Below are 21,068 nucleotides of genomic sequence, written 5' to 3' on the forward strand. Positions count from 1 at the left end.
AACTATGACTGTGCGCATTCATAGTTGTGAATCCATTCGTTCATAGTTATGACTGAAATTATTCAGTACTATCATTTTTTCAGTTAATAAGCGAATAAAAAAATGACCTTTCTTCAAATGCTTGCGGAAAATTTAAAAACAGTTGCTAAATGAACGAAACCTGATTCAACAGAATAATATATCTACAAATATTACCAAATGAAATAATAATTTTATCTTTGGGGTAACCACAAATCCGAAATTTGATGAAGTCTTTGATTCTAATCCATCTACAAAAACAAGCATTCTTCATAAAAATAGTTTTATGCTTTTTTCTGTTGTATTGCTTCTCCATTCTCCGGGCAGCAGGCCAAAATAATGAGAATTACATCATCAAAAACTCCATTTCCAACCAGCATATCAACGGGTTCTCAGAAGATAAATTCGGTTATATGTGGATCGCTACGGCAAAAGGGCTGTGCCGTTATAATGGATATGAATACGTGCACTACTATAATATCCAGGGAAAGAAAAACAGCCTTCCCTCCGATTTTATTACAAATCTCTACTTGGATGCGGACAAGCAATTATGGATTACAACCGACAAAGGAGCCTGCCGCTATAATTATGATACAAATGATTTCTCTCTGTGCCATTATGTAGACATGACTGACAGCCAACCTTTTGAATATGGCTTCATAGCGGCTGATAACCAACTCTTAGTCTATGGTTTTAATGGCATCAAGAAAATAAACAAAGAGAATCTACAAATCACAAGATATTCGAGATCTTCCTCTTTCATTGTCACGACAGCTATCCAGGATGACTATTCACAAATCTGGATTGGAGGGCGTATCGGGCAAAGCATCTCTTATTCGGACAAAAACCTATCCATATTCGAACAAATGCCGATCCCTCCAGCCATGGAGATTTATTGCTCCTACAAAAATAGAAACGGAGAAATTTGGTTTGGTACCAATAACGGAATTTTGGTAATCAATCCGGCTACCAAGAAGGTGAATCAGCCAGCTTTCATAAAAAAACAGCAAAACGTCTTATCCAGGTTACGTGTAACTGTGATTCATCCGATTGATTCCACGGCACTTTTGATCGGAACAGAAGACAAAGGATTGTTCATTTACCTGCTTTCTTCAGATAAAATAGTAAAAGCGACCGAACAGAACTACTTTATAGATAACAAATCCCGGCAGATCACTTGTTGCTATACCGACTCTAAGAATAATTTATGGGTAGGTACCTTCGATAAAGGATATTTTTTACAACCGAATACTCCCAACCGGTTTAATAAAGACGGAATCCTGAATTCTATCTTTGACGGGATATTCGTCACTCGTATTGCGGAAGATCCTGCCGGGAATCTCTGGCTCGGAACCCGGTATAACGGTTTTATCTACTATAATAACCAGACAAAAAAAGTAAGAGTCTACAACAGTTCTAATTTTGAACCACTCACGCATTCAAACAATAATCTGATCCAATCCCTCTTTGTCGATTCGAAAGGCAATCTTTGGATAGGATACAATAAAACACTGATTCATTGCCAGTTGAAGGATGAAAAGGTCGTTTCTTACCGGGTTTATCCGACGATAAGCGATGTCGTATCAATGGCGGAAGATGACATTGGGCGACTCTGGGTAGGCTCCGACTCCGACGGTATTACGATTTATGACATCTTACAGGGTAAAAATCCCATAAAATTAAAGTTAAATAATCGCTCATGGAATAATATAACACATATTATCCGGTTAAAATCCGGTAAGATGTTATTCTCGGCTTATGATGACGGCATTTACATGATAGATCCCCAAAAAACCCGGATGATCCGGCCGTTGTCTTCCAATAAAGAGCTCCTCTCCTTCTCCAATCGGACCATTTTCTTATTTGAAAATGACAATTCGGATATATGGATCGGAACCTATGGCAAAGGAACCACACAATATACTCCCCGGACCGACAGCTTTAGAGTTTATTCTCCGAAGGATGGGTTGGCGAGTAATGATGTGCTTTCCATCGTGAATGACAGCAAACGGAATCTCTGGTTAAGTACCTCCTATGGAATCTCCAAGTTTAATCCGACAAACTATACTTTCTTTAACTATTATGAAGTAGATGGGATCGGAGGAAACCAATTTCATGAAAAAAGCGTATTAAAATCGAAATCGGGAGAAATCTATTTTGGAGGAAACCATGGCATTACCTATTTTAATCCGGAGAACATAGAAATCGAAACGACTCCCATACCGGTTATCCTGGAAGATTTAAAAATACTGCATGTTAGCGAAAGTATCGGCTTGAAAAACAGCGTCCTGCAAAAACAACTTTCACAAACGGAATCCATTATATTAAATCATAAACAAAATGTTTTCAGTATCGACTATGCCGGTATCGATTTCAATTCGTCCAAGAAAATAAACTACGCCTACCGGTTAATTGGTTTTGACAAAGATTGGAACCAGGTAGGTGATTACCGGCGGGCAACCTATTCCAACCTGCCGGCAGGTGAATATACGTTTGAGGTCAAAGCACAGGGCCCCGACGGCATCTGGAGCAACACCCCCACTAAGCTACATATTACCATAAAAGCGGCACCCTGGCTCAGCGCGCCTGCAATCCTGATCTATATCATTTCAACCTTGTATCTTGTATATCTATCTATCAGCATCTACATCCGAATGAAATTAGATGCCGAACGTATTGCACTGATAGAGAAGGAACGCCGTAACGAAAAGGAAATGAGCGAGATGAAAATACGTTTCTTTACCAACATCTCTCATGAACTTAGAAACCCGCTCTGCATGATTTACGGCCCGGTGAAGAGCCTGATCGATAAAAAAGAACCCCCACAAAATGCTCTCTATTTATTACAATTGGTTAATTCTAATGTAGAGTATTTATTAAGGTTGATCGATCAACTGTTGGATTTTGAAAAAATGGAGAGTAATAGTTTAACGTTGTCTGTCACGGAAACGGATATCGTAAGTCTCACAGAAAAACTTGTCAACAGCTTCTCTTATTATGCACATGAGAAGAATATAGAGATAAGTTTGGATCTCCCTAAAGGTCCTTTATTCGTTCTGGTGGATGCGGATGCGTTCTCGAAAATCACAAGTAATTTATTATCCAACGCCCTTAAATACACTCCGGATCAAGGACATGTAACGATTGAAGTTTTTCTGACGGAGCATGTTGATGAGCCGTTTAAATTAGAGACTACCTCCTCCCGATATATACAGGTAAAAGTGATCGATGACGGAATCGGCATGAATCCATCCGACCTTGAACATCTGTTTGAGAGATACCAGCGTTTTAAAGGGAAGGATCTTTCACTCAAATCGATTTCAGGAAAAGGAATAGGTTTGAACTATGCAAAAAAATTAGTCGAAAAGCATAAAGGAGCCATTTGTGCACAATTGGGCAAAGAAAAAGGGATGATCTTTAGCTTTATCATCCCTATCGACAAAAACTTATATGACATACAGCAGATTAAACAAAACTCAGAAATAAAGAACACGACGGATGCAACGATAGATATTGCAACGACCGATAAAGAGGTGAAAGAGAATCAAAAAGGGCAAGAGCCAAACAGTCTTCATACGGAAACGATCCTAATAGTAGAAGATAATGCGGATCTTCTCCGCTTCTTATCAGACTTACTAACACCGGACTATCATGTCCTCACAGCAGTTGACGGCTTAGACGGATACCGCAAAACAAAAGAAGAAAATATAGATGTTATTCTGAGTGATGTCCTGATGCCGAACATGGACGGTTATGAATTTTGTGGCAAAATAAAGAATGATCCCGAACTTTGTCACATTCCTTTCATTATTCTAACGGCCAAAGTAATGGATCAAAATCTTGTTGAAGGCTACCGGCAAGGAGCCGATATCTACCTGAATAAACCTTTCAATCCTCAGGTTTTATTAGAGATTGTAAAAAATACTTTTGCAAATATTGAGCGTAGAAAATCTACGATCATAAGCGGAAAGATTACACAAAACCAAGAAAATGACAAGACCGAAGAAGGGGTGCAGTTAATGCTAAACCCTCTTGACGAAAAGTTTTTGCATAAGCTTCACGAATACATTGATCATCATATCACGGATTGCGAATTGAATGTCAGTGTTCTCGGAAAAGAGTTAGGTTTTAGCCGGACTAATTTCTATCGAAAAATCAAAGCCTTGACCGGCTATTCCCCAAACGATTTTCTTCGTATATACCGATTGAACAAAGCGGCGGAACTCATCCTCAAAGGTGAATATTCCATTAACGAAATCAGTGATTTGACAGGATTCAGTTCGCATTCCCATTTTTCCAACGCGTTCAAAAAACATTTCGGAGTAAGTCCGAAAAACTATAAAGGATAAATATTTATTTCATTATCAATTCAGGAATGAAAATTTAATCTCTTGAATAATTACTCCCACTAATTTATCTATTAATCAGCGGGAGTAATCAAGTTTCAATATTCAACAGCCTTAAATATCATAGGCGGAAAAACATCGTTTTCATTAGCATTATACCTAACAATTGTAAAATTAATTTTACTGATTTTCCTTTACGGTATAATGTATTCTCTTACGGGAGAGTCCAACGTTTCTAAAGCTCCATCCGGCAAATAGGTAGTAAATATGCGAATTTCATCACCGGTATTCAACCCCTTAAGAATTGTTTGGGTTTCTCCATTTTCTACTCGAATAGATTGCTCGGCATCTCCTATTTTATATATTACTGTGACATACTGAATAGCATTGCTCGCAATCGCGTCCCATTGGATCAACCTACTGCCGTCGGTTTGTTTTGTGATAGAAGATACGTTTCTATTCCTCAATGTTTGGACATAAGAATCACCATATATCAAAACCGTAAGTTCTTTAGATAAAGAAAAATGTCCTTCATCATCTCTTGTAATAAATTCAAAGATATAATTGCCTTCCTCCATATTTGTCAGATCATGCGTAATGGGTATTCTTCCGCTTTGCGTACGGTTTACGTCAATAACAACAGAATCCGCCCGTTGATTCCAATAGATTACAGTACTCACGATACGCGGATCGCTATTAACTTCCCACGTAAACCTAACCTTCTCATATCCTGCATATGCTTTAAGCGAATCGACAACTCCGGTGTAAATATCCTCCCCTTCATCAAAATATTTCTGATGAATACTGTTCACGTTATCACAAGCCGATACTATATACAAAAGGAACAAGGGTAGAATTACCGGTAATCCCTTTTTTATGCTTTCTATAAAGAATGAAATTATATGTCTATTCATTTTCTCTGTATTTTGTATAAATTATTAATTGCCTTCATCTCTTATACCGTCATCACCGAAAAATGAGACTTCATTGATATGCATGGCTGCAGTCCTTGCCCAAGTTTCTTTAACAACAAAACGGACATAGCGTATTTCTCCTACGCCCTGTTCAAATGTAAATTCAAATCCGGCATCCTGAGCTGCTTTATCTTCATCCGTTACTTGTCCCAACGGAAGACCGGAAGGTTTGATCACTTCAAAATCACCTAATTTTACCCATTCATTTTGCCACTCAGTTCCGCTCCAATAAGTATCATTGATATCGTGGCTTAATTCTTTTGCTCCCCATACCTCAAAATAACGAAGATTGTGTTGATTATAATAATATGATTCTCCTCTGCTCCAAAGCATAAAACGGCTCAACTGAGCTTCTACTCCCAGATCAATGGTAAAGGTTTGTGGAGGAGTGAATCCGGCATCAGGCACTGTATGCCATAATACCGTTAAACTCCCGTCCCATATGTTTTGGATCGGCCGGCCATTGTGAGAAGTGGTATTATCTCCTAACAAATGGCCGTCTTTAAATTTCTTTTTATCCAGTTCTTTCTCATATAACGGAATTGCCGGAAGAATAAGCGTATCAGTAGTGTTCCCAAAACGGTCGAGCAAACTGACTCCAAACAAACGTTCTTTGGTATCATAACCTCTGATCGCCCGTTTTTCTTCCTCCACACTTGAAAAGACTAAATCCCGCTCTTCCCATTGCCCGGAATCACCCATTGCATACAGAAAAGCTCCGATCAATGCATTCGTCTCATTTTGCCACCGTATAATTACACCTCCGAAACTGGGCTCCATTGTGATTGTTTTGAATATACTTTGGTAAGGAGGTTCCAAAGGAGTAAAGGAACCTACATAAGGTTCCGATCTATTTTCGCTATGATCTACCAGATAGAGAGTAAACTCACAAGGGGCAATCTCTCCCAATCCTTCAACAATCAAATAATTATTGTAAATAGAGGAGCGAACTATTTTCTTTTCTCCTTTGAACATATATTCGCAAATCACATAAGAAATATCCGTTTCCTTAGGTAAATCATAATAAATTTTACCTCCTCCGGGCAAGGCTTCTGTTTGTACATGGGTTATGGACGACGGCGGTATGCTGTCTATTGGATTTTGTCCAACCCGATCTTCATCACAAGAGGTTATCAAGATCACCATAATAATCCCTGCAATATATCTGAGGAGAAATCTTTCCCCTAATTTTAAAGCTATTTGTCTCATTTTATGAATTCTATTAAATGAATAAAACACTTACCATCCTGGATTTTGTACTAAATTGAAATTCTGTATAAGGCTTGTCGTCCATAATGGCCACAGATAATCTTTGGTAGTGAAATTACGATTACTATAATAGGTAACAATATGATAGTACTCTTCCGGTTTTACCCCTTGATAGTCCCATCCTTCTACCGGCTTATTCATATAACTCATCGCATCTTTCCAACGACGAAGATCAAACGGACGTTGCCCTTCAAAAGCCAATTCGATTAACCGTTCTCTCTTGATAATTTCGCGCATTCCCTCTTTAGTCGAAGGTTTAGCCGGAATAGATGAATATTTCGCCCAGGAATCGACAACTCCTTCCAAACCTGCCCGTATACGAATGCTATCTACCCACTGATAGACCTCATTATCAGGAACATCTTTTATTTCATTCAAAGCCTCGGCTTGTAACAAATAAAGATCGCTTAACCGTATAATAGGTATTGAGAATCTCCAGGGACTTGCCGAGGTCGTGGTCGTCCCAGATCTGAAACTAACTAGTTTTTTGATAAAATAACCGGTTATAATGTGACAATCGGCATATACAACGCCATGATTATCTCCGCTACGGTTTTTAATAACAAGGGTTTCACTCTCTTTCTGGGCTAACATTTCATACAAACTGCGGTCAAAAGCCAAATGTGCATAGAAACGAGGTTCCCGGTAATAATTCAGGTTTGCCGTAGTTTCTCCTTTACTAACGTAATATTGATGAAAAGAACCCGTGTCCTTTCTCATCTCATAACGTCCCGTATAATTCCAGGAGGGATCTTCGTCAATAGGCACTCCATGGTTCGTATAATATTGTTCCGCAACTTTTAAGGTAGCGCTTAATTCCGAGGTACCTCCATAAGAAGCGAAAAACTTCGGAGTACAATAATTTTGGAATTGATTTGCATTTGCATATGCCGGATGCGCCCAGATAATCTCCGGATTTTGGACGGGTCTTTCACAGACAGCTCCTCTTAAGGTATATTTCAACAAAGTGGCATCCGACATAGTTTCGAATCCCCGCTGGTAATGGTATAAAGCATGCCCGTTTGCATGACAAATCTCAATAGCTTCCCTGACAGCTTCCAGCGCACGGTTCCATTTGCTTCGATCTTCTTGTGTCGGAACCAGTTGTATGCCTCTTTTGTCTTTAAAATTTGCATAATCCGGGTTTCCATTGAGTAACGGACTGGCCGCCCACACCAGGACTTTTGCCTTAACCGAAGCCGCAATAGATTTAGTGATCCGTCCCATTTCAGTAGTAGTTTCCTCTATTTGATCGGGAAGATTCTCCACGGATTCATCTATCAGATTAACAATATAATTGACAACCGAATCCACCGGTTCACGGAATACACGCACGTCTTCCGTCTCGGCATTTACAGGAAGATTTTTATCCATAATAGGAATAGGTCCATACAATTGTAATAGAAAATAATGCAAATAGGCCTTAATGAATTTCACTTCCGAGACCCAACGAACACGTTCCCATGCTTCTAAATCGGGTACCCGTTCTATATTGTCCAGAAAAATATTACAATCACGGATTCCGATCCATAAGCCTCGGCCGTCTCGTCTGCCATCCCAATAATTCTGAAAAGGATCCGCCGAATTTTGGTCGTTCCGGGCCATTCGCGCACCGCTTCTATTATTTAAACCTGTGACATCGATATCCCACCAGATTTCATCGGCCCCTACATTCCCCGGATAAGTAAAAGGATCATTTTGATTGGGTAACATATTGTAGCACGAAAACAAAAACTTTTCGGAATTAATCCGGTTGGAAAAAGCATTATCCATGGTTGCCACCCCATCAGGCACCACATCCAGATAATCGGAACAACCGGGGAAGAGAACTGCGGTAAAAAATAAAGCCAAAAGTTTCGCTGTCTTTATGATCTGTTTCATAATATATTTACAATTAAAATTCCACATTAACGCCCACATTAATCACTCTCTGCAATGGATAATTGAACGCCTTACCGGCCTGTTCAGGATCCCATAATTTGAATTTCCTTATTTGGAAAAGATTACTCCCCGAAGCGTAAATACGGATACTCTTTAAATGCATCGGCTTAATGAAGTGTTCAGGTACCGTATATCCTATTTCCGCTGTTTTGAGACGCAGGAAGGATCCGTCGCGCATCCACCACGTACTCACTACATTATTATTACTTATAGCCGTAGCCGACAATCGGGGCCACAAGGCATAAACGTCGCGATTGTCTTCGGACCAGTGACTATCGGCAATCGCTTGTAAAAGGGCCCGGTCGTTTGTACGCGTTGTAATATCCGGATCCCCGCTTACAAACGGAGCTACATTAGCCGGCTCGATCCAAAAGGCGGAACGGGCGGATCCTTGGAAGAAACAAGAGATATCAACCTGCTTATAACCCAATGAGAATCCGAATCCGTAAATGACTTCCGGCGTAGTTGGATAACCGATAGGAACCCGGTCATTCTCATCAATGCGTCCGTCTTTATTAATATCCTTATATTTTATATCGCCCGCGCCGTATTCTCCGAATGTCTGAGTGGGAGAATTTTTCACCTCCTCGTCATCCAGGAAAAGCCGTTCGGCAATATAGCCCCATTGCTGAGAAATCTTTCGCCCCACATGCGATCTCCAGGGAGTAGCCGAATAATCGGGTTCTTCGTATATTTCATATTTACTGGCTGCATAGGTAAAGTTTCCTCTGCCTACAGCCCAAAAATCGGGAGTAAACGATTTATTATAATCGATAGAAAATTCAATTCCACTCCCATTGGCTTTACCGATATTCGCTTTTGGCGTAGCCTGCAACCCCATCGTAGTCGGAATATCGGCCCTTGTTTGCAATATATTACTTCTGCTTTCCCTGAAATAATCCACCTGGACTTCCATGCTATTCCATAAGTTCAACTCTAATCCGAAATTGCTTTTTTTGCTAATTTCCCATGTAATATAAGGATCTTCGTAACGGGAAATGGAGATGCCCGGACGATAATAACCATAAGTGTCACCAAAAGAAATTCCTCTACCGGCATCATTCATACTCAAATTGGAGAGATAGTAAAACCGGTCTTCTTTATCTCCGATTTCGTCATTACCTACCAAGCCATAGGTCGCTTTCAATTTTAATTTCGAAATTGTTTTTGCATAAGGCTTCATAAACGACTCGTTACTAACGATCCATCCGATACCCGCCGAAGGGAAAAATCCCCATCGCTCGTTTTTAGAAAACCGTTCCGAACCGTTATAACCGAAGTTTGCTTCGAAAAAATACCGGTCTTCATAGCTATAAGTCGCTCTACCCGCCAACCCTGCATTCCTTTGGGGAAGGGACAATTGAAGGGTATTATAAGTATTGTCTTTCTTCTCCCGTACCGTAAAGACCAACAATCCGGAAAGAGCATGCTTTTCAGCAATCGTAGTATTATATTGTAAAGCTCCTTCAAAATACATCGTATTTTCCATTTTCCTGTCTCCCGGCACATAATCGAGATAATCCGTACCATCATCCGGATTGAGAGCTAATAATTTATAATCGTCAGAACCGCTAAATTGGGGAGACAAGGCATAATAGAAAGGGTTGTATTGCCGCCTTACTTCCAACTGAGCAAACCGGTTTACATTGAACATACCTCTTGCAGACAAGCCTTTGGTTATAAAATCCATATTCTGTTTCATCTCAAATTGCACATACATGGAAGACCGGTCATTCGATTTATATCCTTTCAGCATCTCTGCATAAGGGTTCAAATAACTACCGGAACCTGTATTTCCGAAAAGAATATGCTTCGTATAAATATTGGCAGCATCGGGTTCATAATAAGGTAAAAAATAAACGGGATTAGCCAAGACCGCTTTATTGTATAAATCCGTACCACCGTCCAAAGGACCTTGATAATCATCAAACGTTCCACTCAGACGAATAATAGCTTCGGTTGTTTTTGTCAGATTTACATTGACATTCGACCGCAAAGTATATTTATCCATGCTGATATTGTTGTTGAAATTTTGACGTTTGTCCACCTTTAGGATGCCTTTGTCACGGGAATAGGAAGCGGCGATATAATAACGGGCCACTTTACTTCCACCGCTGATATTCAAATTATAACGCTGGTTAAAAGTATTTTTATCAAACAAAAGATCTTGCCAGTCTATAGCCGGATAACGAACCGGATCAATGCCTCTTTCCGTATAATTGATTTTCTTTTCATCATAGGGGAGACGCGTTCCCGGAGTCCTCGTACGTACAGCTTCGTTATGCAGTTTCATATAAGTAACAGGGTCTGCGAGATCGATATTCTCCGTCGGAGAAGAAAAAGAACCTTCTGAGCGGAATTGAACCTTCACCCCTCCTTCTGCTCCTTCTTTCGTTGTCACCAGTATAACGCCATTGGCGCCGCGAGCTCCGTAAAGCGCTGTTGCATTTGCATCTTTCATAATGGAGAAAGCGGCGATATCATCTGTCGTTAAACGGGCAAGATCCTCTGTAGTCATTTCCACTCCATCGATCAAAATAAGCGGATCTACTTTTCCCGTACCGAAACTGGTTACACCACGAATGAAGAACTGGGCATTATCCTGTCCGGGCTCTCCCGTACGTTGATAAGAGATTAGACCGGCAATTCGTCCGGCAAAAGCAGTGGTTAAGTTACTGGAAGGAACTTTCAAGTCCGACGGCTTCACCGTAGAGACGGAAGCAATCACCGATTCCTTCTTTTGCTTTCCGAAAGCCACAACAGTGACTTCGTCAAGTTCACTGGTCGCAGGTGCCATTGCCACTTCAATATAAGTTTTCTCTTTTACTTCGATGATCTGGGACGTCATCCCGATAAAAGAAAAGACTAATTTATCCGAAGGGCTGGCTTTCATTTCAAAAGTTCCGTCCACATCGGTCGTGACACCTCTTGTCGATTTATCGATCAGGATACTGACGCCGGGCAGAGGATCTCCGGTACTCGCTTCAAGAACCTTCCCTTTGACCGTTTTTTGAGTTTGCGCCATTAGCAATAAAGGTGCAAAGAGAAAGAGAAGTAAAAAAATGATTTTGATTTTTCTTTCCATGTTTACATGTATTAAGGTTAAATAAATAAGTATTAGAATTCATATCACGGTCATATTTTACATAGATTATCCTTGGTCTGGAGCGCGTTGTTTTTATCATTTCCAGAGCGGACTATAGTCGAAACTTCTCTAAAGGAGTAATGTAGAATTCCTATTAACAAATAAAGGTTCCTCATAAGCATAATAATTAATTGATTTTTATTGATTTGCATTGTTTCATTTTAAGAAATCACATCCGCATTATTTTTTATACGGTTAAAGAGTAATTGAAAAGAAGTACTATAATCAGGGTGTGCTAAAACGGTATTAAATAAAGGTTGTTTTGTCATAATGAATCATTCAAGTTAAAAGTTAACAAATTATTATTTGATCCAAATCACGCCTGTGTGCGTACACAATAATGATTACGACCGTTGCTCTATCTTATCTTCCCTATAAAAAACTTCTTCCTTTTAAGAAGAAGAAAGATTTACAGCAATACATAAATTGCATTAGGTTTTCCTTATTTTAGCTATAGAAAAAGCTTTATTGGATCAAGGGTATGCCATTCCAGAAAACTCTGTGATAAAAAGTTTTTCAGCAAAAAGTGCATTCTTCCGCAAACACCTCATTTTGTCACTGAATATCAGGAGAATAATATTGATATCATTTATTTAAGACTAAACTTTTAATAAAACAACTATTTATGAGAGTATTACTAAAGACAAAAATATTTTTTCTAAAAAAATATTCAACCGTTTGTTCACGATTAAAATATTTTATATATTTAACCCCGATATTATAAGCATTATTAGTAAAATTCTTCTTCTTNGGATCAATGCCTCTTTCCGTATAATTGATTTTCTTTTCATCATAGGGGAGACGCGTTCCCGGAGTCCTCGTACGTACAGCTTCGTTATGCAGTTTCATATAAGTAACAGGGTCTGCGAGATCGATATTCTCCGTCGGAGAAGAAAAAGAACCTTCTGAGCGGAATTGAACCTTCACCCCTCCTTCTGCTCCTTCTTTCGTTGTCACCAGTATAACGCCATTGGCGCCGCGAGCTCCGTAAAGCGCTGTTGCATTTGCATCTTTCATAATGGAGAAAGCGGCGATATCATCTGTCGTTAAACGGGCAAGATCCTCTGTAGTCATTTCCACTCCATCGATCAAAATAAGCGGATCTACTTTTCCCGTACCGAAACTGGTTACACCACGAATGAAGAACTGGGCATTATCCTGTCCGGGCTCTCCCGTACGTTGATAAGAGATTAGACCGGCAATTCGTCCGGCAAAAGCAGTGGTTAAGTTACTGGAAGGAACTTTCAAGTCCGACGGCTTCACCGTAGAGACGGAAGCAATCACCGATTCCTTCTTTTGCTTTCCGAAAGCCACAACAGTGACTTCGTCAAGTTCACTGGTCGCAGGTGCCATTGCCACTTCAATATAAGTTTTCTCTTTTACTTCGATGATCTGGGACGTCATCCCGATAAAAGAAAAGACTAATTTATCCGAAGGGCTGGCTTTCATTTCAAAAGTTCCGTCCACATCGGTCGTGACACCTCTTGTCGATTTATCGATCAGGATACTGACGCCGGGCAGAGGATCTCCGGTACTCGCTTCAAGAACCTTCCCTTTGACCGTTTTTTGAGTTTGCGCCATTAGCAATAAAGGTGCAAAGAGAAAGAGAAGTAAAAAAATGATTTTGATTTTTCTTTCCATGTTTACATGTATTAAGGTTAAATAAATAAGTATTAGAATTCATATCACGGTCATATTTTACATAGATTATCCTTGGTCTGGAGCGCGTTGTTTTTATCATTTCCAGAGCGGACTATAGTCGAAACTTCTCTAAAGGAGTAATGTAGAATTCCTATTAACAAATAAAGGTTCCTCATAAGCATAATAATTAATTGATTTTTATTGATTTGCATTGTTTCATTTTAAGAAATCACATCCGCATTATTTTTTATACGGTTAAAGAGTAATTGAAAAGAAGTACTATAATCAGGGTGTGCTAAAACGGTATTAAATAAAGGTTGTTTTGTCATAATGAATCATTCAAGTTAAAAGTTAACAAATTATTATTTGATCCAAATCACGCCTGTGTGCGTACACAATAATGATTACGACCGTTGCTCTATCTTATCTTCCCTATAAAAAACTTCTTCCTTTTAAGAAGAAGAAAGATTTACAGCAATACATAAATTGCATTAGGTTTTCCTTATTTTAGCTATAGAAAAAGCTTTATTGGATCAAGGGTATGCCATTCCAGAAAACTCTGTGATAAAAAGTTTTTCAGCAAAAAGTGCATTCTTCCGCAAACACCTCATTTTGTCACTGAATATCAGGAGAATAATATTGATATCATTTATTTAAGACTAAACTTTTAATAAAACAACTATTTATGAGAGTATTACTAAAGACAAAAATATTTTTTCTAAAAAAATATTCAACCGTTTGTTCACGATTAAAATATTTTATATATTTAACCCCGATATTATAAGCATTATTAGTAAAATTCTTCTTCTTCTTAAAAGGAAGTGGACTTTTTTGTATTAAGACTTCCCATTATAGCCTCAACGGTTAAAATCAATTGATAATAAACCAATTGCATAATACTAAATAGACGAACGTTTCTCCGCCTACTGCTGGGGAAATTATCGGCTCGACAGGAAACAGGGTTGAATATAGGCAAGATAGAGACGCTTATCCTAACCGGCGAGATCCCTAAAGGAATCGTATTGATGACCTACAAAAATTTTCCGCTGGACCTTGCCAAACAACTGGGTAACCGCGCCAACAACCTTTACCCACCGGAATGGAGGATCCGTACCGGTTATTGGCCGGAAAACGTGAAAACTTTATAGGGAGATTTGCCTTGGTGAACATACAATGAAAGCGTATTACTTCTATCTTTGCTTAGAGCATAAGAAAAAGGAAAAGAAATGAATAACGATCCTAACAAAACCTTCCAATTAGCCACAGATATTATACTGAATACGGGACAATCCGTCTTCCTGAGCGGAAAGGCCGGAACCGGAAAAACCACTTTCCTGCACCATATCCGCCACCAAACGACCAAAAACATAATCGTGGCGGCTCCTACCGGAGTAGCTGCCATCAATGCCGACGGCGTAACGCTCCACTCACTCTTCCAACTCCCTTTCGAGGCTTATACGCCCGATTTCGAAGGCAAAAGCAAACTGGATTATCATGCGCGGCTCCGGAAATCGAAGATCAATATGCTTCGGGAACTGGAACTGCTCGTCATCGACGAAGTGAGTATGCTGCGCGCCGACACGCTGGACGCCATCGATGCGCTCCTGCGCCGTTACCGCTATGACCAACGGCCGTTCGGAGGCGTACAAATGCTGTTTATCGGCGATCTGTTCCAACTTCCTCCGGTTGTGCAGGATGCCGAATGGGAACGGCTGAAGGCGTATTATCCGACTCCTTTTTTCTTTCATGCGCAGGCTCTGAAGAAATATCCGATCCTGCATATCGAACTGACCACCGTCTTCCGCCAGAACGATCCGGTCTTTATCGACCTCCTCAACCGGGTACGCAATAACGAGGCGACGGATGCCGATATCCAACGCTTGAACCAACAGTTCCAACCCGGATTCCAATTGCCTAAAGAAGAACGGTATGTACTCTTGTCTACCCATAACTACAAGGTCGACCGGATCAACCAAGGAGAACTGGCAAAGTTACCAGGGAAGGAATATTTGTTTAAAGGAGTCATTTCCGGCGACTTCAATGAATATTCGCTCCCGGCGGATACGGAGCTGCGGCTGAAGGAAGGCGCCCAGGTCATGTTCACCAAAAACGACAACGGGGAAGGACGCCGGTATTACAACGGAAAGTTGGCCCAGGTAATCCGTCTCAGCGAACGGCGGATTGTCGTTGAATTTGAAGAGGGGAATACGATGGAAGTAGAACCGGAGACCTGGAAGAACATCCGCTACACGCTACACGCAGATACCAACCGGATCATCGAGGAAGAAATCGGGACTTACCGCCAATACCCGCTACGGCTGGCCTGGGCGATTACCATCCACAAAAGCCAAGGGCTGACGTTCGACCGGGTAGCGATCGATGCAGGGCAGGCTTTCGCTTCCGGGCAAGTATATGTCGCCCTGAGCCGCTGTACCTCCCTCGAAGGCATTCTCCTTTTCTCCCGGATTTATCCGCAAGCCATCCGTACAGATGAAGATATCGTCGATTTTTCCAGCCAGAATACACCGCCCGAAGTGTTGGAAGAAGTGCTTCAAAAAGAAAAGCCGGCCTATTGCGCCATGCGGCTGAAGATGGCATTCAATTGGCAACCGGTCGTCCGCTCGGTCGACTCGCTGACCGACCTTATCCAATCCAAACAGATCCCCGGAAAGGAAGCGGCCATCCGTCTATCCCTGGAGATGAAGCAGGCGGCGGAACGGCAACAAAACATCGCCCTGCGCTTCCAGAAAGAATTGGATGATTTCTTCTTCTCCCACGGATTGACGGAGGAAGCGATCGCACACCTTCGCATCCGCATACAAAAAGCCGTCACCTATTTCCATAAGGAAATGCAGGAACAACTTTTAACGCCACTCGACACGCACCTGATGCGAATGAAACAGGCCTCCCGTATCAAGCAATACCTGAAGGCCGCCGGAAGCATCCGGGACGCCATCGCCGGCTTCATGGAAAAACTGGAAAAGCTGCGTTTCGGAAATATATTGATGACCGAAGGACTGACTTTCGACAAACCGATCGTTCCTTCCGCGCCCGGCCCTTCGGCTCCCTCCGATACGAAAAATCCGAAAGAGGCCAAAGCCAAGCAACCCAAAGGAGCTTCCACGCTGGAAAGTCTCGCCCTTTACCGGGAATACCAGTCTGTTCTCCGGGTAGCTGCCGAACGCCACCTCTCCCCCGTCACTATCGAAGCCCATCTGGCCCAAGCCATTGCCGCCGGTGAACTGTCGGTCTACGACCTTGTCCCGGTCGACCGCGTAAACGCCATCATCCCTTATATCGAAGACGTACAGCCCGCCACTCCGCTTTCTCCCATCAAGCAGCGGTTGGGGGAAGGCTATTCCTATCTGGAAATCAAGGCCGTACTCAGCCATTTGCTCTATGAAAAGAAAAAACAATAAGCGGCTGAAAAATTCACCCGCATGAACAAAAAAATTGAGTATACTGGATGCTCTGATCGAGTATACTCAATGCGAAGAATGAGTATACTCACTTTTTCCATTGAGTATACTCATTTTTTAATTAGATTGAAAGGCTTTTAGACAAGCCAGAATCAGGTAAATCTCCGTTCGGTGCCAGCCTCCCGGCTGCACCGTATATAAAAAGCTCCCGCTTTGCCTATAATAAAACTACATTCTCATTTAATAGGTGCGAGCCGGGAGGTTCGTCTCTACATCCAGCACAGCCGGGAGGCTGGTGCTGAACAAGAGAGAGAGAGAGAGAAATTAAACAATCTGTTATGCAATTATGCCAAAATAAGGTAAACCACCGGGATGAGCAGGCCGGCCAGTAGATACCACTTCCCTCTGCCCGATATGCCGCTTTTCCCTTTAACCATCACCAAGCCGGACAGGGCAAAGAAGATAAGGGAAACGGCAAAGAAATCGGCCATCACACTCCATCCTTTTATCTGGTTATAATGCAGCTTGTTGATCCAATAAACGAACTGCCGCTTACTATGTTTTTCATAATCCAGCGTCCCGGTGGAAGAATTGTATACCCCTACCCCGCCTTCCAGCATCAGACGCAGATGCTGTTCGTCAACAGGCAAGATCTTACGTAGCGGAGGAAGCTCCTTACGATCATTCCACCAATAGGTAAGCTCTTCGGAGTTCAATCCTTTTGAAGCCTGCAGGGTCACTTCTTCCGTACGGAAAGCCGGGTCTTTCCCATTCATATGATTGAGCAAGATGCCGGAAATGGCGTATACCAAGCAAACGCCGACCATCAGGAAACCCACATCACGGTGGATGATCCTCGCCCAACGGCGGATCGTGTTACTGCCCGATGACATTATACTCTTCACCATCCATGTAATAGAGTGCGTAATAATCCTTATGGTTCTTTTTCATCCAGTCACGCATCTCGTTGATATTGGCAAGTTCCGCCTGGCAGGTTTCAGCCGAACCGTCTTCTTGCACTTTCTTTTCATTCACCTCTTTTTCGTAATTATCGATATATTCTTTCGTCAGGCGGCGTTCTTTTACGACTCCGGTAATCGCCAGTTCCGAGCCTACCAGTTCACGGTTGAATCCGCCGATATTCCCTTTGGCTTCAACACGCATAGTTACATTCTCATGATCACCGACAATAAAGCATCGTTTACCCGAATGCTTGCAGGTATGGGTAACACTGCCTTTCACCGTTACCGTCTTGTTGACCAACTGGTCTGCAACCGCCAGCAAACTATCCAAAGAATAAACCGGCACATTGTCTGCAACGACAGCTACCTCCGTCGAATCGACGGTACTATCTGAGTTCCCTGCATTTTTGTTTCCACAAGCAGCCAGGCATAATGCGAATGCGGCTAAAATAAAAATCTTCTTCATACTTTATTTATTTTTAAAATTAGGCATAATAAGCAAGGCAACCAAACCCGCGACACCGGTAAGGAGCAGGTAGATTGCATGAAATAATTTTCTTCCGGATGTATTCGGCACTCCGATAGCTACAAAGATAGCTAATAAGGCATTCACAACAAAACCGTATATACCCGTCACGAGAAAACGAGGTTGGATATAATTACTGTCCGAGCTTTCAAAAGCCAAGTAATAAGGGAAGGCCCATTTTGATACGGCATCCCATTTGCCGGGTGTCCGCTCGATCGTATATTCGGCAATCCGTCCGAGCGATTCGGTATCCAGGGCGAAACATTTCTTCCTTTCGGGTGTAATTACGGAAACCGTCCAATCCAGCAAATTCCCCATCAAGATCACCTGATCTCGTTGCTTGTCGATCGGATCGATACCAAGTTGAAGCGTCTTATAGTCCGATCCGTCATTTTCAATAATAAACATCTCTCCTTTTTCGCTGAACAGAAACCCATAGAATCGCTTGTCCGCCACCTCCAACATAGAAAAATGAGCGACGTCTATCCGTTCGCCTATTTTCGTATCCTTCACATAGGGACGGTTGTTCACCATCTTCATATGAAACAATTGATGATCGGCATCCAAGATAAAATAACCCTCGTCATAAGGTTTACGGGGATTCGGATTGCCCGCCAACCATTGTGCAGGGAACCGAAAACCTTCCTTCTCCAAGGCTTTCTGAAATAGGGCGCTCTTCTTTACATTAACCGTATTTTTTTCTGCATCAATGAATTCTATCCGGTCTTTCAGACGGAAAACATCGTCCGGCATTTCCAGGCCGACCCGCTTGGGCATACTCTCAAATAAAATATACAGGCCGTTCACCGGTGTATGAATGTCTTTCGGGTCATAGCGGTAGACCACGGATTTCATACGTAAGATTTGCGGGGTAATTTCATGCCCTTCGATGGAATCCGGCAGAGCCCCGTCCGTCATTAGCTGCCGGTAGTTCAACATCGGCATCAGCGAATCAAATTGGGCCGTATTATATTGGTTCCCATCCACATCTTTCATCGGGAACTTTTTATTCTTATAATCGATCAGACAGATCTTTTTGAGAATAGAACTGTAATACATGAAGGGGTATTGGTCCGGTGTATAAGTTGCAATACGTACCAGAGAAGGAATGCCCCACATTCCGATCAAGGTAATAAACAACAGGATGATTAGATAGATACTTTTCTTATATTTCATTGTTTTAATCTTCTATAAATTAATTTCCTTTTATTGAGCTCCGTCTTTAAAGCGGGCCATCGAATAGAAAGGAAAAGAAAAACTGATTAGTAACAGGACCACTAGGTAAGGAATAAAAGGGCTATATGCTCCGGGTAAGGCGGAAGTGTAAAGAACCGACAGGAAGGCTGCCGTAGCAAAAGCATAGCCGATCCGTTGGCGCCATACCGGCTCAAGGCAGATCCAGGACGTCAACAAATAACCGAAGAACCCGCCCAGAACAGGTGGGGCAGAGCTCCGGAACATATTCGCCAGGATTTCTCCCGGATAATAAAACGACAGCCCGGCAGACAGAACCATATAAGTCAATGCATAGAGAACAAACAGTGATAAGACACCGTACAACAACATCGTCGTTAGGATCCTCACTTCCGTCAGAGGCAAATGCAACGTTAACTTCAGCCGTTTATCCGTCATCTCCGGTGCAAATTGGGATACGGCCAGCAAGATTCCGGCCAGCACAGGCAACCATTTCATTAGATCCGGCAGTATAGGCATCCCTTTCAATATCACATTCGACCAGACCGAAACGGCTCCCGATACACGGAAGAGCTGCCCGTTCGTAATAAACGCATAGACAATCATAGCAGCAAAAATAAGCCCCAGAATCGTGATCACACGCCGGGTTTTAATCCATTCTTTAAATAATAAGGATTGCAACATCTTGTTTTTATTTTTTAGTATTTACCTGTCAATCCGATGAAGGCGTCTTCCAAAGAGAGCGTCTCCTCCTTTAATTCACTCGTTTGGTACGGAGCCAATAACCGGCTTACCTCTGCTTTCGGAAGGAAAGAATAGGTTTCCCAAGCCGCACCGATCCGCTCCGTATTCCATAAGCCTTCGATCGGCTCGATCCGGTCACTGCCTGCTGTAAAACGGTAACGCTTGAAGTTTCCTAAGATATAGTTTGTCGGTTGATGCAATAATATTTTCCCATAGTCCAGGATGATACAATCGTCAATCAGCATTTCCATATCCTGAATGATATGGGAGGTCAGGAAAATCGTCTTATCCTCTGCAGTTGCATACTCCTTCAGATATTCGATGAACAGGCGGCGGTAACCCGGGTCCAGCCCCATCGAAAAATCGTCTAATATCAGCAAATCGGGATTTTGGGCGAAAAGTAATCCCAACGCCACTTGGGAACGCTGACCGCAGGACATGGTACTGATCTTCTGCGTCTGCGTTACCTGCAATTTCTTTAGCAATTCGAAATAGGCGTCCCGGTTCCACTTCGGAAAGAAGCGGCTATAGAAGCGCTCGATCTGTAACACATTAAAATAGGTATGCTGAATGTGTCCTTCCAGTAAAAGCCCGATACGTGCCTTCGTCGCCGGTGTAAAATGCTCCATTTCTTCGCCGAAGATGCGGCACACGCCCGACTGCGGACGGAGATATCCGTTCAGAATGTTGATAATCGTTGTTTTCCCTGTACCGTTTTTGCCCAGCAAGCCGAGAATCTTGCCTTTTTTGACTTCGAAACTCAGATCCTTGTATATAAGTTTCGGTCCATAATAGTGTGTTATTTTATCACACTGAATAACTGTATCCATATTTATTTTTTAATCTAACCTAAGTAAAAAAAGAGACTTTTTCTATTTATCCGTTCTAA

At 41.9% G+C, this 21,068-nt stretch carries 12 protein-coding genes and 1 pseudogene; 3 read left to right on the plus strand and 10 right to left on the minus strand.

Annotation, left to right across the window (positions count from 1 at the left end; translation table 11 throughout):
• The first annotated feature begins 245 nt into the window (after positions 1 to 245).
• Complete coding sequence (locus BQ8014_RS17390) at positions 246 to 4,367, plus strand: hybrid sensor histidine kinase/response regulator transcription factor (protein ID WP_080905465.1); 4,122 nt, start codon at positions 246 to 248, stop codon at positions 4,365 to 4,367.
• A gap of 191 nt (positions 4,368 to 4,558) precedes the next feature.
• On the opposite strand, the gene BQ8014_RS17395 is transcribed toward BQ8014_RS17390, so the two are convergent.
• The 5 genes and pseudogenes from BQ8014_RS17395 to BQ8014_RS17415 all read right to left on the minus strand — a co-directional run.
• Positions 4,559 to 5,278, minus strand: a complete 720-nt coding sequence (locus BQ8014_RS17395) for a DUF4998 domain-containing protein (RefSeq protein WP_080905466.1) — start codon at positions 5,276 to 5,278, stop codon at positions 4,559 to 4,561.
• 24 nt (positions 5,279 to 5,302) lie between these two features.
• On the minus strand, positions 5,303 to 6,547 hold the full coding sequence (locus BQ8014_RS17400) for a DUF5000 domain-containing lipoprotein (RefSeq protein WP_080905467.1): 1,245 nt from the start codon (positions 6,545 to 6,547) through the stop codon (positions 5,303 to 5,305).
• A 30-nt stretch (positions 6,548 to 6,577) separates the two neighbouring features.
• Entirely contained in the window at positions 6,578 to 8,488 is a 1,911-nt protein-coding gene (locus BQ8014_RS17405; RefSeq protein ID WP_080906040.1) for a RagB/SusD family nutrient uptake outer membrane protein, read from the minus strand.
• A gap of 13 nt (positions 8,489 to 8,501) precedes the next feature.
• Positions 8,502 to 11,633, minus strand: coding sequence for a SusC/RagA family TonB-linked outer membrane protein (locus BQ8014_RS17410; RefSeq protein WP_080905468.1), 3,132 nt, complete (start codon positions 11,631 to 11,633; stop codon positions 8,502 to 8,504).
• A gap of 816 nt (positions 11,634 to 12,449) precedes the next feature.
• Positions 12,450 to 13,274: pseudogene (locus tag BQ8014_RS17415) on the minus strand (carboxypeptidase-like regulatory domain-containing protein); the annotation flags it as partial.
• 1,022 nt (positions 13,275 to 14,296) lie between these two features.
• Between BQ8014_RS17415 and BQ8014_RS17420 the strand changes: the two are divergent.
• Entirely contained in the window at positions 14,297 to 14,482 is a 186-nt protein-coding gene (locus tag BQ8014_RS17420) for a methyltransferase RsmF C-terminal domain-like protein (protein ID WP_369808818.1), read from the plus strand.
• Between the two features lie 78 nt (positions 14,483 to 14,560).
• A complete protein-coding gene (locus tag BQ8014_RS19945; protein WP_080905470.1) occupies positions 14,561 to 16,753 on the plus strand; it encodes a helix-turn-helix domain-containing protein in 2,193 nt (730 codons plus the stop codon).
• 344 nt (positions 16,754 to 17,097) lie between these two features.
• Here the strand turns inward: BQ8014_RS19945 and BQ8014_RS17430 are convergent, their stop codons facing one another.
• The 5 genes from BQ8014_RS17430 to BQ8014_RS17450 are packed head-to-tail and all read right to left on the minus strand — an operon-like array spanning position 17,098 to position 21,009.
• Positions 17,098 to 17,661, minus strand: a complete 564-nt coding sequence (locus BQ8014_RS17430) for a PepSY-associated TM helix domain-containing protein (RefSeq protein ID WP_080905471.1) — start codon at positions 17,659 to 17,661, stop codon at positions 17,098 to 17,100.
• Positions 17,630 to 18,181, minus strand: a complete 552-nt coding sequence (locus tag BQ8014_RS17435; RefSeq protein WP_080905472.1) for a hypothetical protein — start codon at positions 18,179 to 18,181, stop codon at positions 17,630 to 17,632. Before BQ8014_RS17435 ends, BQ8014_RS17430 begins: the two co-directional genes overlap by 32 nt.
• 3 nt (positions 18,182 to 18,184) lie before the next feature.
• Positions 18,185 to 19,417, minus strand: coding sequence for a DUF4857 domain-containing protein (locus BQ8014_RS17440; RefSeq protein ID WP_080905473.1), 1,233 nt, complete (start codon positions 19,415 to 19,417; stop codon positions 18,185 to 18,187).
• Between the two features lie 30 nt (positions 19,418 to 19,447).
• A complete protein-coding gene (locus BQ8014_RS17445) occupies positions 19,448 to 20,119 on the minus strand; it encodes a hypothetical protein (RefSeq protein ID WP_080905474.1) in 672 nt (223 codons plus the stop codon).
• 14 nt (positions 20,120 to 20,133) lie between these two features.
• A complete protein-coding gene (locus tag BQ8014_RS17450; RefSeq protein ID WP_080905475.1) occupies positions 20,134 to 21,009 on the minus strand; it encodes an ABC transporter ATP-binding protein in 876 nt (291 codons plus the stop codon).
• Positions 21,010 to 21,068 lie beyond the last annotated feature (59 nt).

It is taken from the genome of Parabacteroides sp. Marseille-P3160 (assembly GCF_900162725.1).
Classification (GTDB): domain Bacteria; phylum Bacteroidota; class Bacteroidia; order Bacteroidales; family Tannerellaceae; genus Marseille-P3160.